Source organism: Levilactobacillus tongjiangensis (genome assembly GCF_003946345.1).
GTDB lineage: Bacteria > Bacillota > Bacilli > Lactobacillales > Lactobacillaceae > Levilactobacillus > Levilactobacillus tongjiangensis.
Genome location: NZ_RHNY01000013.1, coordinates 72,792 through 86,433 on the forward strand (window position 1 = coordinate 72,792; position 13,642 = coordinate 86,433).

Below are 13,642 nucleotides of genomic sequence, written 5' to 3' on the forward strand. Positions count from 1 at the left end.
CGACCTACTTATCGCCCAGTGCTTTCCGTTTTGTCCGGAGAACGGGACGTTGAAATTTCGGTCGGGTCCGATCCCAAACAGCAATATTTTGCTGATATTGCGTGAAGAATTCATTGATGTCGCCAGCAGTTAAGCTCGTTGGAATCTGTTCCCAAGCCGCTGCACTCTGCAGGAACGCCTGACGAATGTCATTTTCAATCGCCGCCCCCTTAGGCGTCAGCCGCAGGTACTTCACACGGCGGTCATCCAACTTAGCCTCTTGTTCCACAAAACCATCCAACAGCAGCGCCCGTAGTTTTCGGGCAGCCGCAGAACGGGTGGTACGGGTCGAATCGGCCAGCTCACTCAGCGTGATATTGCGTTGCTCGTGAATCTGCTTCAGCAGCAGGTACTGTTCAAAGCTGACCGAGTACTGACCTGTCACCTGTTCAGCGGCGTTGATCAGTACCCGAAAAATCTCCCGGTATTGACGCAGAAAAGTTTCGAATACTCTTTCTTCGTTTTGCATGATAACTCCCCCTAGGAAAACGAATTCAGCCGATTTGGTGTAATTTGCTGATGAAATGACCAGCATTCTTCACTAACTCAGCATACCGTTATTATGCGGCCTGACGGGTGGGGATAAAAACAATTGCGCTTATCCACTGTGATTAAGAAAGGTCAGCTTGTTTTCTAAATCAAGGTGGGAAAGGAACTCAGTTGCTGGCAAAAGAAAATCCGCTCATCTTACTGTTGCAGCAGAGATGAGTGGATTAAGATAGTTGTTTTAAAGGTTGAAAGTTCGAAAACGGTTATCAAACCAGGAATAGTCAGGTGTTATAGACTTAAAATTAGTCTCACCCAGCGACCGGAGGAGGTCAGAGATTCCGCCTGCTGTGGGGAACGCCTACGGCCTGGAAAGCGGTCCTTCGGCTCGGTTTGAAGTCTGGAAAACCACCAGTCTCCAAACACGTCCCACGCTGTAAGCCGAAAATCGGCTAACACCGTCGACACAGCTGGCTCCACTTCTGACCACCTCCGGTTAAACGGGTTCTTGGAAACTAAGCTAGCTTAAATACCTGAATTACAGCCCTTACTCAATATTATTGGTGAACGGTAAGATGGCAATTGCCTACAATGTCTGATTAACATCAAATACTCAATCTTTGTTGTATCAGGCGTAGCGGGTGTTTTAGTGCATTCAACCTTTAATGGTTATTTTAGAAATGAAAGTAAACTTATTAATGGTGGTGATGGCTTACCTTGAGGACGAATATGGTAAGTCAGCAAGTGAGTGAATTAAGTTGATTTGCTCTGCTCTGAGTGACACGTGAGTCGGAGGTCGACAGGGCGAGTGGCCGCTGTGAAGGTGCTGTAAGCTCACGTCCTTTGAGCTTACAGCGCGGGACGAGCTTCAAGCCTTGGTGGTTTGCCGAGGCTTGAAGTCGAGGCGAAAGACCGCACTTTGGCTTTCTCCGGTCCCCACAGTAGACATTCACCCTGTCGACCGGAGGCGGCAATCTCCGCATAGGATAAGCAAGTTTACTTCGTCATGTAGATGTAGAGATGATCGGTGGAGAAACCAGTGTTAAACCGTACACCGTTCGACCGAATCGTCTTGGTCGTCGTGGAGCTACTGTTCTTTTTGGCGTCCTTCAAAACCTTTTCAAACTTCTTGATGACGTACTTAGGTTTGGCATTGAGTGAGCCACCTAATAATGCGAAGGTGGTTCCGAAGTCTTTTTGGCCAGACTTCGTTTTCATCTGCTTAGTGGGTGTGATCAGTGCTAAGCCTATCAATTTACCATCTTGAACGTTGCCCCGGACGGTGACGGCTTTGGTGCTGATTAGGTTTTTCACGCCTGCAGCCGTCTTCGTTGGTAAAAGGTCATCCTTAGCAGCTTTTTTGGCCGTGGCCATCTGTGCTTGGAGTTGCTTGGCAGCGGCTTGTTGTTTTTGGACGGCGGCTGCAGCAGCGGTAGGATTCGTTTGGGCCAGGGCGGCTAACTTCTTTTTAGTGGCAGCTTGGGTCTTTTGCGCACTAGCTAATTGCTTTTGCACTTTCGCTGGTAAGTGGGTGGCAATCACCATTTGATTGTACTTTGCGGCAAATTTTTTGTAATTACCCAAGGCGTTGACGTGCTTCACCGAAACGGTTTTGTGGGCCGTTCCGGCAGTGATTTTGACTTGTTGATCCTTAGTAGCGGTTGGAACTTGGAAGAAGTAGGTGCCGCCGCTAACCTCGGCCTTTTGTTTCTGGCCACCATCGATTTGGTAGGTGACCGTTTTGGACTTGGCATTGCCTTTCACCACAGCGGTCAATGCGGTTGGGTGATAGCTACTTTTATTGGTGGTGAGCTTGTTACTAGAGCAGCCGGCTAGGGTCAAAGCTAAGAGTCCTAGGGCGCCCAACAAAAACTTTTTCATTTTATATCCATCCCTCAGTGATTGATTTACTCGACTTATCTTACCACAAAGTACTGATTAAGCGGGTGATGATATTCTCGAGATTTTCAGGAATAAATAAATCGTGAAAAATGACGCAAAGGTCTTTTATGCGGTCGAAAGAATTGGTATGATAAAGGTGTTGAAAGCGATATCACCTAGATGGTTTACTATGGAAAGGACGGGATATTATGTATGAACGGATTTTAGTACCAATGGATGGGAGCAAGAACGCCCATGCTGCGTTGGTGGAGGCTACCAACTTGGCTAAGCAACTCGGTTCCAAACTGTTCATCGTGTCCGTCGCCAGTGATCAGACTTACGCCCACTATGGTGCAGAATTTGGCAGCGAAATCGTCACGCACTTTAAGGAAGACGCTGCGAAGTTTTTGGAGAGTGCCGTCACGGAAGTCGAAGCACAGGGGGTGGCAGTCGAAACGAGCTTCAAAGTTGGGTTACCGAAGCCAACCATCGCCCAAACTTTGCCAGCAGAATTAGGGACGACGTTGACAGTGATCGGTCGTTCGGGGGCGCACGGCATTGGGCGAGCAATCATGGGCTCCACCACTAGTTATGTGGTTCATCACTCTAAGACCAGCGTGTTAGTGGTCGACTAAGCAACATTTGCTTTTGCTATTATATCTTCAAAATAGGGGTTCCTGGTCAACCAGTCACTGACCGGGAACCCCTTTACGATTGATGAGACAACAAAAAAGCCACTGACAATGTCAGTGACTTTTCTAGTAAAGGCGTCAGACTACTTCTTGTTCTTTAACCAACGTTGTAAGTCTGAAATTTCGTCGCGTCGCTTCCGGTCCTTTTTACGGTTAACCTTCCGACGGCCTTGAACGCCATTTGGATGTGCTTTTCTCATTGTAAAAACCCTCGCTTAATTAAAATAACAATCGTGTGTTATTCTACTGGATATTCTCACAAAATGCAAGCCCCTCGCGGGATTAAGCAACTTCAGACCACCTATTAGCGTTGACGGGCCGCGTTTGCTGTGATTTGCTTAAAATTTTTTATCCGGCTCAGGGGACCCCACGGAAAGTGGTATATTGGACTTAATTCGGTAAATGGCGTAAGAAGGGACGGGGAACATGCAAGTGATGAAAGGGAAACGGGTGCAGGGGTGGTTCTGGCTTCTGGCTCTGGTCATCGGGGGTCTCCTGATATGGGGGACACAGCATAATGCTGGCCTCTATCATGATCCCATTATGAAGGTCACCCAGGTTAAAACTGGTCGGGCGACGAAGGAGACCGATGATTTTCACAATCAAGATTCTCAGACGAAACAGATATTGACGGGGCACATCTTGAATGGGGCTTACCGGGGGCGCTCATTGACGGTGACTAACACCTACTCACAATCAGGTGCAATGGACCAACGTTACCACGTGGGTAGTCAACTATTTGTGGTGGTTCATCAACACGTCAATCAAAAGTTAACTGCGACGGCCAAGGACGTGAAACGAGATACGCCCTTACTGACCATGATTTGGGTCGTCGTGGCATTGCTGCTCTTAATTATGCAATTCAGTGGTTTCATGGCTTTCCTAAGTGTTGCGGCTAATGGGGTGCTGTTTCTGATGGCGATTCTCCTAAATGGGTCGACCCAGGGGGCACAGGTGCTGTGGATCTTTGGGAGCTTAGCCATTGTGTTTGCTGCGCTCACACTGTGGCTAGTGCTCGGCGCGAACCGGCAGATGCTGATTACGCTGGCAACCACCTTGGGTGGAACGCTGTTTTCAATTATCGTGGCGCTGTTGGTCTTTCATTTCACGCATGAGCGCGGGATGTACTATGAATCCATGCAGTACGTGACTCAGTTGCCGCGACCGCTGTTCCTGGCAGAGACACTCTTGGGCTCTCTGGGGGCGGTCATGGATGAGTCCACGGATATTATTTCGTCGCTGTTTGCTCTGAAACGTGAACGGCCGGAGCTGTCTACCAATCAAGTATTTAAGTCTGGTCGGCAGATTGGGAGTACCATTATGGGGCCACTGATCAACGTGTTATTCTTTATCTTCGTGGCAGACACCTTCCCAATGGCCATGCTGTACTTAAAAAATGGGAATAGCTGGGGCTACACCTTCTCGATGAACATGTCGATGGGCGTCGTTCAAAGCCTAATCAGCGGGATCGGTATCGTCTTGGCGGTTCCATTAGCGAGCTTTTTGGCTAGTCGGTTCATGGAAAAGAAGGTGGTCGCATGAGTACCATCAGTGCCTTAGGGTTAATTTTGTTAATCTTGATGATTCTGGTCGGTGGCAAAGCAGGAGCGCAGTCATTTCTGGCGTTGCTCCTCAATTTTGGTCTGCTATTTCTGGCAATCGTCCTTGTGGCGTTTCACTTCTCGCCGTTGATTGTCACTCTAGTGACGGGGATGTTAGTGTTGGCCCTGACCATCTTCATGAGCAGTGGGGATGACTTGTCCAGTACCGTAGCCTTCATCGCGTCTGCGGTCGTGCTAGTCGTCTTGGTCGCCGTCATTGTTCCAGTGGAACAGTGGGCCCTCGTTCAAGGGTTCGGACCAGAGGATAGTGAGGATCTTGAGGGCTTATCTGTCTTGGTGGGAATCAGCTTCGTCCAGGTAACCACTGCTACGGCCATTCTGAGCACGCTGGGGGCGATTGCCGAGGCAGCTATGGCAATTGCTGCTGGTCTTAGTGAAATCCTTGAGCAGCACCCTCAGGTGGGTTTAAAGGCCTTGATGGGCGATGGTATCGCCGTCGGTAAGCAAATCATTGGGACGACGTTTAATACCTTGTTCTTTGGGTTCTTTGGTGGATTCCTAGCACTGTTTATCTGGTTTACCGGCGTTCACTATTCATTCGGTGAAATCTTAAATGATAAAATCTTTGTTTCAGAAATTTTGATGATTCTATTTGCCATGGTCAGTGTTATCTTGACCGTGCCAATTACGACTTGGGTCATGACCCGCGCCGTGGCCGGTCAACGTAAGCGTGCCGATAAAGCTAAACCTTAAACCTGGCAACTAACAGCAATTTCGCGCTTCGGGGGACTGGGACGGAGCTAGCTGTGGGGACGCTTCAGCCAAAGGGCGGGCTTCTCGCTCGACTTGAAGCCACGAAACCCACGTGTCTCCAAGCTCGCCCGTGCTGTAAATTGGCAAACAAACTGCCAATTAACACCACTTTCACGGCTGGCCCCGTCCCAGGCCGCCTACGCTAACATAGTGTTATTTTATTAAAACTGATTGGTCGTATACAGCAGCTAGTGTGATGACTGGCTGGTGGACTATTGAAAAGCTATAAAGTATTACTAAAACGGTCGTCGACAATCTCGGAGGAGGTGTCGACGACCGTTTTGTAGGCAATCGTTTTAAAGCTTATGGAAGAGCAGTTACCATGGAATGAGTATTCACGAGTAAGTTGAGATGGACTTGGAATCCGCTACTTATTTGCTGGACCGATAGTATTCGATGGTAACATCTACATTACTAGTGTCACAGAGGGTTGGCTTGCACTGATGAGGTGGTAGTGATCAATCGAAACGGAGGTGGTCAGGGGTGGGGCCGGCCGTGAAAATGGCGTTAGCTAGTGGGCTGCTAGCTTACGGCATGGGCGACTTTGAAGACAGGCGGGCTATCCTGGCTTCAAATCGAGCGAGAAGCCCGGTCCTCAGGCTGAAGCGTCCCCACGGCAGACCCCACGGCAGACCCCACCCCTGACCGCCGGAGCGGTCATTTTCACGCTACTTAAACAATTAAGTACAAATAAGTACAAAAAAACGACCACCCAGACAATAGGTGGTCTTAGAAATGTTAAGTTTAGTTGCTGCTACTTACTGAGCTAGCGTTAGAAGAACTAACAGAGGATTCAGTAGCACTCGAACTGTTAGCGGCGTTGCTTTCAGAACTGGCGCTGGTAGCACTGGCCGTTTCCGTGGCAACGTCTTGAACGTTGGTCAGGTTGCCGGAGTAAACCCAGTAACGAGTCTTGCTGGTCGTGTTCTTAGAAGGCTTGATCCGGTACCACGTGGAACCGTTGCTCTTCTTAGCAGTCATATCAATGCTGTAAGACTTGCCAACCTTAGGAGAAATCTTGGACCAACTTTGACGCTTAGCGTTCTTGTTGGCACCCTTAACGTGGTTGTACAGATAGTACTTGGTGTACTTGCTGCTCAACTTGGCTTCCTGGTCAACGGACTTGTAGGTTGCACTGGTCATCTTCGTATGCTTAGTTGAGTTCATGTCGTTGTAATACATTTTGACCATCTTGTAAAAGGCAGCCATGGTGTATTTTTGACCAAAGTACTTCTTACCAGCAGAGGCGTAGTAACCGATTGGGTCGGTATGCGTTGAACCACCAAGTTTTTGAGCGACAGCCTTATGGGACCAAACAGTGCCCTTGTAGTCGTAGGCAGCATCGTTAGGCTTTAAGTTGTACTTGTTCAGAAGGTAAGCCGTGTACCAAGAAGCGTTAGCAACTTCGTGGGCAAAGGCGGACTTACTGTGCACCTCGACCTGTTCGAATTGAACGAAACGGGCGTTACCAGGGTAACCAACACCCCAAGCTAAGTAGTTCGTGTTGGCGATGTTGATGATTCGGGACCCATCAACGAAGCTGTGAACAAAGGCGTTGTTATAGTTACGCTTCATGTAGGCAATTTCGTTGTAAATCGTTGAGGATGGGTTGGCCGTTTCGTGAACAACGACCCCTTCTGGCTTACCCTTACCATGACGGTACTTGTTTTTAGGAAAACCGCTCCAAATACTCTTAGTTACTTTAGCAGGCTTGATCTTCTTGCTGCTGATATAGTTGTTGACCTTTGACGATGCAGCGTTGGCAGTTGTCATTGACGTGGCACCGAAGATACCAATAGCCCCTAGTGCGGCCACTGCAGTTAAAACGACTTTGTGCATTTTCACCCTAATCATCCTCGTACTTTCTTTTCTAAATTTAAGGGACCCTTTAAGGGGCCGTTTACTCGATTCATTTATCATTCGTTATCAACTATAAACATTATTAGACGCCTAGACAACCGCCATACGGGGCCTCAGAGCCTATATTACGATGGTAATAACGAGTATCGCGGCGTTTGTTCGCCGTGTTTTCAAATAGATTAAAACTTTACGACACCTGTAACGTCCTTGTAATATTGTTAGACCGGGCTTTATAGCAAGTCAAAAAGCGACATTCCGCCAGATGGGGGGAACGCCGCTATGGGTGGCTTGGTGCCGGTTACTTTTCAGCCGCCCAGGTTTGGCGGGTCGGGTCGATGTGGAGTTTCTGCTGACACTCTGGACACAGCCCGTAAACTTCAACGTGGTTGCTGGTAATCAGATAACCCGTTTGTTTTTTGGCTTCCGCGTTTAACGTTTCTTCAATTTGCTCGAAAGCGGGCGTGAAGACATCCGTAATTTTACCGCAATTTTCACAGATAACGTGGTAGTGGGGGCGCCCATAGAAGTCATAGCGAATGCCACCATTGTCGTTGGGAAGTTCGATGACGATTCCCAGGTCAACTAGCAGATTTAAGGTGTTGTAGACCGTCGCCATACTGAGGTTGGGCAGTTGCTCAGCCAATGCCGTGAAGATCGTTTCAACGGCTGGATGGTTATGGTGGGTCACCAGATAAGTTAAGATGATCTGACGTTGTGGGGTCACCCGGACGTGATGTTCCTTCAGGGTCTGTAAGGCCTGATTTAAAAGTTGTTGCTGACTAGCCAAGGTTTTCCCTCCTTTTTTAGAATGAATCTAGTTTGACTCTATTAAACCACATTTTGACGAGAGTGCCAGTGTTCTGCTCACTTTAGAATCACTTGTCATTAAAATGAAATTTTTTAATCCCGACCATTTACTTTTGGCGGTCAAAGAGTACAATGGATTTGTTGTTAAGTAATAATGATTCTAAATTACTCAGAAATTGTTTGTTGTCCCAAACTTTTATTTACAACTCGTGTTAAGATGAATAAGAGAAGTTTGTGTGTAAATTCAGGGGGTAGATACGATGAAAAAGAATAAGAAGCCGGCAACACTGGCCCAACGGATCAACGTTTTACGGGCTAGCGTGATGGGCGCCAACGATGGCATCCTGTCCGTGGCGGGAATCGTTGTGGGGGTTGCTGGGGCGGCCACTAGCAGTTTTGCAATTTTTATTTCGGGGATCGCCGGGATGATTGCTGGTACGGTGTCTATGGCAATGGGGGAGTACGTCTCCGTCAACACCCAAAAGGATGCGCAGCGTAAAGCGATTGAAACGCAGACCGCGGCGTTAGATGATAATTATCAGGGTGAGGTTGATTTCATTCAGGAAAAATACATTGCCAGTGGCATTAAGCCAGAATTAGCCGCCCAGGCTACTAAGGAAATGATGGCCAGTGATCCGCTCAAGGCCAGCGTTCGGGAACGTTTTGGTTTTAATGTTGGTGAGTATACTAATCCGTTCTCAGCGGCGATTGCCTCCATGATTTCGTTTCCTACCGGGTCAATCTTACCCTTGGTGTCGATTAGCTTGCTGCCAAAGGATTGGCGGATTCTTGGAACGTTCCTTGCGGTGGTGATTGCATTGTCAATTACCGGATACGTCGCAGCTACGTTGGGTAACGCCAACCGTCGCAACGGAACCATGCGTAACGTGATTGCTGGAATTTTGACGATGCTCGTAACTTACGGCATCGGCCATCTGTTTGCCTAGGGGGGTCCGAAGATGGAAGTAAATGAAGAGGTTCATGAAAAAAAGCAGCAGAAACAAAAGCAACATCAAACTATGGATGAAAAGTTAAACACGTTGCGAGCCGGGGTGCTGGGTTCTAACGATGGGATTCTGACCGTCGTTGGGGTGTTGTTCAGTGTTGCTGCGGCTACGACCAATCAATTTACGATTTCTATCGCGGGGTTGTCTGACCTACTAGCTTGTGCGTTTTCGATGGCTTCCGGTGAATACGCTTCAGTCAGTACCCAAAAGGATACTGAGAAGGCGGCGGTGGCCAAAGAGCAGGCTTTGTTGCAGAGCAACTACGCCGATCAACAAACCGCTGTTCAAAAATTTTATGAGGAACGGGGTGTTACGCCCGAAACGTCTTTGGCGATTGCCAAGGATCTGATGCAGAAGGATGCGTTAGCCACGGTGGTCAACGTAAAGGAAGACATTCAGCTGGGCCATTACATGAATCCTTGGGATGCCGCCTTTTCTTCACTGATTGCTGCTTCACTAGGCGGTACTTTCCCACTGGTTGCCATGACGTTATTTCCAGCAGCAACTCAGTGGCCGGCGACCATTGTGGCCGTGCTGTTATCCGTAACGTTGACGGGGTATCTGAGCGCTAAACTAGGACACGGCTTAGTTAAGACAGCCATTATTCGTAACGTTATCGTCGGTATTATTACGATGTTTATTCACTATTACGTCGGTCAATTCTTCTAAAGGAAATTCCGGGCTTCTTCACATTTTGACGGAGACGTAGTGTACAATAGGACAAACATCTCTGTGAAAGTGAGGAAACTGGCATGAAGCGCAAAATGAGTTTATTTTCTTTGATCATGTTAACGCTGAGCGCCATCATTGGGTCCGGCTGGCTATTTGGCGCGGGGATGGCTGCTCAAATCGCAGGACCTGCTTCCATTCTGTCCTGGATATTGGGGGCCATCGTGATTGGCCTGATTGCGTTAAACTACATTGAATTAGGGACGATGTTCCCGACGAGCGGTGGGATGAGTCAGTACGCCGCTTTTTCACACGGACCGTTATTGGGGTTCGTTGCCGGCTGGTCGAATTGGTTGTCACTCTTGACGATTATTCCGATTGAAGCCGTGGCAGCGGTGCAGTATATGAGCTCATGGCCCTGGAGTTGGGCCAATTGGACACGAGGCTTTCTTAAAGCTGGCAATATTACCAACGAGGGATTAGTCATCGTCTTTCTCTTTATTCTGGCTTTCACCCTCTTAAACTTTTGGTCAGTCAAGTTACTGACCCGGTTTACGAGTTTTATTTCAATGTTCAAATTATTGATTCCAACACTGACCATTATCGTGTTGATCTGGACGGGGTTTGATTCCCAGAACTTTGCCCACGCGGCAGGGTTCATGCCAAGTGGTAGTGCCTCGATTTTCTCAGCAACCACGGCTGCCGGAATCATCTTTTCTTACAATGCTTTTCAAACGACCATTAACATGGGCAATGAAATTGAACATCCAGAGAAAAATATTTTTTGGAGTATTGTGATTGCTTTCAGTATTAGTGCCGTTATTTACACGATGCTCCAGGTGGCCTTCATTGGAGCAGTCCCAGCTGGCAACCTGGCACATGGCTGGCACGGCGTAAACTTTCAGTCACCATTTGCTGATATTGCCATTCTATTAAACTTAGGCTGGCTGTCGACACTGCTGTACCTGGATGCATTCGTTTCACCGTTTGGGACGGGGGTCTCCTTCGTGGCGACCACCAGCCGAGCGTTAGCTGCCATGACTGGGAGCAAACACATGCCAACTAAATTGGGTGAAGTTAATCGCAAGTATCAGACGCCGCGGCGGGCGATGGTCGTCAACATGTTACTAGGAGTGGTGCTGGTCGCTGGCTTCCGGAATTGGAGCGCGCTATCCAACGTCATTTCGACGTCGACGTTGATTGCTTATTTAACCGGTCCGGTCACTGTGACGGCGTTACGGCGCCAAGCTCCCAACTTTATCCGGCCGTTCCGCCTGCATGCGGTGCACTGGTGGTCACCACTGGCATACATTTTGGCCAGTCTAGCTATCTACTGGGCTAAGTGGCCAACGACCATCGAAGTCTTTGGGGTCATTGCCCTTGGGCTCGTCTTCTACATTTACTATGAAGTACGACAACCGGCGGGCTGGCACGCTTTACGTGCAAGCCTGAAGGGGAGTCGCTGGCTATTAGCGGAAATGATCTGGTTGACGATTATGTCGTTGATTGGGAGCCATGAGTTTGGTGGCGTTGGCTTTGCGGCCTACCCGTGGGACTTTGTCTTGGTAACGTTGGGGAGTCTAGGCTGTTACTACCTGGGCGTTCACGATGCTTACCACAGCGAATCCTTTGAGATTGCCGAGGAACTTAACTTACGGGTGAACGAGGAATAAATAGTTGCGTGTCGGTGGCCAGGGACTGGGGGCCTGTTGTGAGGACGCTTCAGCCAAAGGACGGGCTTCTCGCTCGTTTTTAAGCCACTAAGAATCTATGTCTTAAAAGACGCTTGGGCTGCTAACTAACGCCACTTTCACAGCTGTCTTAGTCCTTGGCACTAGCTAAGCATTCAGAAAGCTAAATACCTGAACACAATTGCGGTTTGTCTGTGATGACTGTCTATTTTGCAAATACTTAAATTGAGATATGAATAATACACGAAAAAGGTTCTCAGAAATTTGTCTGAGAACCTTTTTTCACGTTATTCAGTTCCGAGTTTTTATTCTAGTGACGTTTGATTGCCACGTTACTTGTGCCAAGTCCACGGACCATCGGCATTTTTCGTGAAGCCAGCGGCCACCAATACGGCGTCGTCTAGGCGTTCAGGAGCGGTTAATTTCAGTGTTGTGAGCTGGAGTTCGTCCCGCCCGAAGTTAACTAACCGGTCAACGATTTCTTGCTGTTCCGTCACGGGTAGTCGTTTGCCAATAAACCGAATCTGGCCCTTATGGGTGGCGAGGTCTAAGGCAGTGAAACCAGCCCAGCCAACTAATTTGTGGGTCTGGCGCCGTTCGATTCCCCACGTTAGGGCGGTGCGGCTCATGGTGTCATGCATGGTGGTATTGACCCATTCAGCGGTGGCGGCCAGGTCCTTGTTGGCAAGGTCGGCAACGTTCTTTAAGTTGAAACGGGTGAGCCAGTCGAAACGAAATAAGGGGGTTAAGAGGGGATGATACCCTTCGAAACTAGACATGGATAGTGGGTCCTTTCAAAAAACGATTTATTCCCATTGTAACGGTCTTTGCGTACAGTTACCAGTGACTTAATCGGTGTAGGCCAATCAGCTGTGCTATACTTAGAAGTGATATCTTGTTAAGTTGAAAGGGGCAGCACATATGACGGAAGAGTTTTATATTGGGACTTACACCAAGCGAATTAGCCGCGGAATCTACCGGGTCAGCGTTGACACGGCTACACCTAAGCTCATGGATTGCGAATGGCTGGCGTCAGCCGGAAGCCCAACTTACATTGCAAAGGCGAAGGCACAACGGTTATACGTCATCAACAAAAAGGAAACTGATGGGACCACACATGGTGGCCTGATCATCTATGATGTTTCAGAAGAAAAGCCACGGGCAATTCAACAAGTCTTGGATCTCGGGTCCTCACCAGCCTACGTGGCGGTCGATGAAGCTCGTCAATTAGTCTATACGGCCAATTACCACACGGCTGCTGTAACGGTCTACGCCATCGCTGCCGACGGTACCCTGACGCTAACTGATAAGGTGATTGATCAAGATCCAGTCGGCCCAGCTCCTGAACAAGCTGACGGGCCCCATCCTCACTTTGCTGACCTCACGCCGGACAAGCGGTTGGTCGTTTGTGATTTAGGTTCTGACAAGGTTTACCTGTATGATGTGTCAGACGAAGGCAAGCTTTCAGCTGTTAGCCAGCTGGATTTACCAGCTGGTTATGGTCCACGGCACATTGTGTTTGACGACAAGAAGCACGTTGCTTACTTGGTCGGTGAATTGAGTAGTAACGTAGCCACGTTGAGTTACGATGCCGCTGCCGGCAAGTTTGCCGTTAAAGAAATTACGTCAACGATTCCGGAAGACTGGACTGCCCACAACGGGGCCGCTGCCATTCGGTTGAGTGCCGATGGTCGGTTCGTTTATGTGTCTAACCGAGGGAACAATTCTTTGGCAGTCTTTGCAACGGCTGAGGATGGTAGCCTGACGTTGATTCAGCGGATTTCCACGGAAGGTGACTTCCCACGGGACTTCAACTGGACGGCTGATCAAAGCTTAGTCTTAGTAGTTAACCAAAATTCTGACAACGCCACGTTGTATCAACGCGATGCGCAAAGTGGTAAGTTAACGTTGGTTCAAAAGGACTTTATGGTGCCAGAAGGCGTCAGCGTCCTGCCAGCGTAAATTAAAAATAAAACGTGGGTCCTAGGATGGTTAACCGTCTGGTGGCGCACGCTTCAGCGATGTGTGTTTGTAAATAAAAAGGAAAAGGTCTGGGACTGTTATGATCCCTCTGTGGTTGTCAGATGAAATAATATAATTCATCTGACAATGACGGAGGGATTTTCGTATGCCAA

General features: G+C 48.6%; 12 protein-coding genes. 7 read left to right on the top strand and 5 right to left on the bottom strand.

Annotation, left to right across the window (positions count from 1 at the left end):
- Positions 1 to 4 precede the first annotated feature (4 nt).
- Together EKM75_RS08935 and EKM75_RS08940 are read right to left on the bottom strand one after the other, a co-directional pair.
- Positions 5 to 508 (bottom strand): MarR family transcriptional regulator, encoded by a 504-nt coding sequence (locus EKM75_RS08935; RefSeq protein ID WP_125682098.1) that lies wholly within the window; start codon positions 506 to 508, stop codon positions 5 to 7.
- A gap of 1,013 nt (positions 509 to 1,521) precedes the next feature.
- Positions 1,522 to 2,406 (bottom strand): hypothetical protein, encoded by an 885-nt coding sequence (locus EKM75_RS08940; RefSeq protein WP_125693885.1) that lies wholly within the window; start codon positions 2,404 to 2,406, stop codon positions 1,522 to 1,524.
- A 209-nt stretch (positions 2,407 to 2,615) separates the two neighbouring features.
- On the opposite strand from EKM75_RS08940, the gene EKM75_RS08945 reads away from it, so the two are divergent.
- From EKM75_RS08945 to EKM75_RS08955, 3 genes are all read left to right on the top strand, one after another.
- Positions 2,616 to 3,041 (top strand): universal stress protein, encoded by a 426-nt coding sequence (locus EKM75_RS08945; protein WP_125682094.1) that lies wholly within the window; start codon positions 2,616 to 2,618, stop codon positions 3,039 to 3,041.
- A gap of 483 nt (positions 3,042 to 3,524) precedes the next feature.
- Entirely contained in the window at positions 3,525 to 4,640 is a 1,116-nt protein-coding gene (locus tag EKM75_RS08950) for a YibE/F family protein (RefSeq protein ID WP_125693887.1), read from the top strand.
- Positions 4,637 to 5,413: a YibE/F family protein gene (locus EKM75_RS08955; RefSeq protein ID WP_125693889.1), complete on the top strand. Its 777-nt coding sequence runs from the start codon at positions 4,637 to 4,639 to the stop codon at positions 5,411 to 5,413. Before EKM75_RS08950 ends, EKM75_RS08955 begins: the two co-directional genes overlap by 4 nt.
- 804 nt (positions 5,414 to 6,217) lie before the next feature.
- On the opposite strand, the gene EKM75_RS08960 is transcribed toward EKM75_RS08955, so the two are convergent.
- Both EKM75_RS08960 and EKM75_RS08965 read right to left on the bottom strand, forming a co-directional pair.
- The gene (locus tag EKM75_RS08960; RefSeq protein ID WP_125693912.1) at positions 6,218 to 7,312 is read right to left on the bottom strand and encodes a peptidoglycan recognition protein family protein; all 1,095 of its coding nucleotides are present in this window, start codon (positions 7,310 to 7,312) and stop codon (positions 6,218 to 6,220) included.
- Positions 7,313 to 7,631: 319 nt separating this feature from the next.
- Positions 7,632 to 8,120 (bottom strand): Fur family transcriptional regulator, encoded by a 489-nt coding sequence (locus tag EKM75_RS08965; protein WP_125693891.1) that lies wholly within the window; start codon positions 8,118 to 8,120, stop codon positions 7,632 to 7,634.
- Positions 8,121 to 8,400: 280 nt separating this feature from the next.
- Between EKM75_RS08965 and EKM75_RS08970 the strand changes: the two genes are divergently transcribed.
- The 3 genes from EKM75_RS08970 (at position 8,401) to EKM75_RS08980 (ending at position 11,489) form a co-directional block, all read left to right on the top strand.
- Entirely contained in the window at positions 8,401 to 9,087 is a 687-nt protein-coding gene (locus EKM75_RS08970; RefSeq protein WP_125693893.1) for a VIT1/CCC1 transporter family protein, read from the top strand.
- Between the two features lie 12 nt (positions 9,088 to 9,099).
- Positions 9,100 to 9,816, top strand: coding sequence for a VIT1/CCC1 transporter family protein (locus tag EKM75_RS08975; RefSeq protein WP_125693895.1), 717 nt, complete (start codon positions 9,100 to 9,102; stop codon positions 9,814 to 9,816).
- 83 nt (positions 9,817 to 9,899) lie between these two features.
- Positions 9,900 to 11,489: an APC family permease gene (locus EKM75_RS08980; RefSeq protein WP_125682079.1), complete on the top strand. Its 1,590-nt coding sequence runs from the start codon at positions 9,900 to 9,902 to the stop codon at positions 11,487 to 11,489.
- Between the two features lie 350 nt (positions 11,490 to 11,839).
- Here EKM75_RS08980 and EKM75_RS08985 read toward each other — a convergent pair whose 3' ends face one another.
- A complete protein-coding gene (locus tag EKM75_RS08985; protein ID WP_125693897.1) occupies positions 11,840 to 12,286 on the bottom strand; it encodes a GNAT family N-acetyltransferase in 447 nt (148 codons plus the stop codon).
- 142 nt (positions 12,287 to 12,428) lie between these two features.
- On the opposite strand from EKM75_RS08985, the gene EKM75_RS08990 reads away from it, so the two are divergent.
- Complete coding sequence (locus EKM75_RS08990; protein ID WP_125693900.1) at positions 12,429 to 13,469, top strand: lactonase family protein; 1,041 nt, start codon at positions 12,429 to 12,431, stop codon at positions 13,467 to 13,469.
- The last annotated feature ends 173 nt before the right edge of the window (positions 13,470 to 13,642 follow it).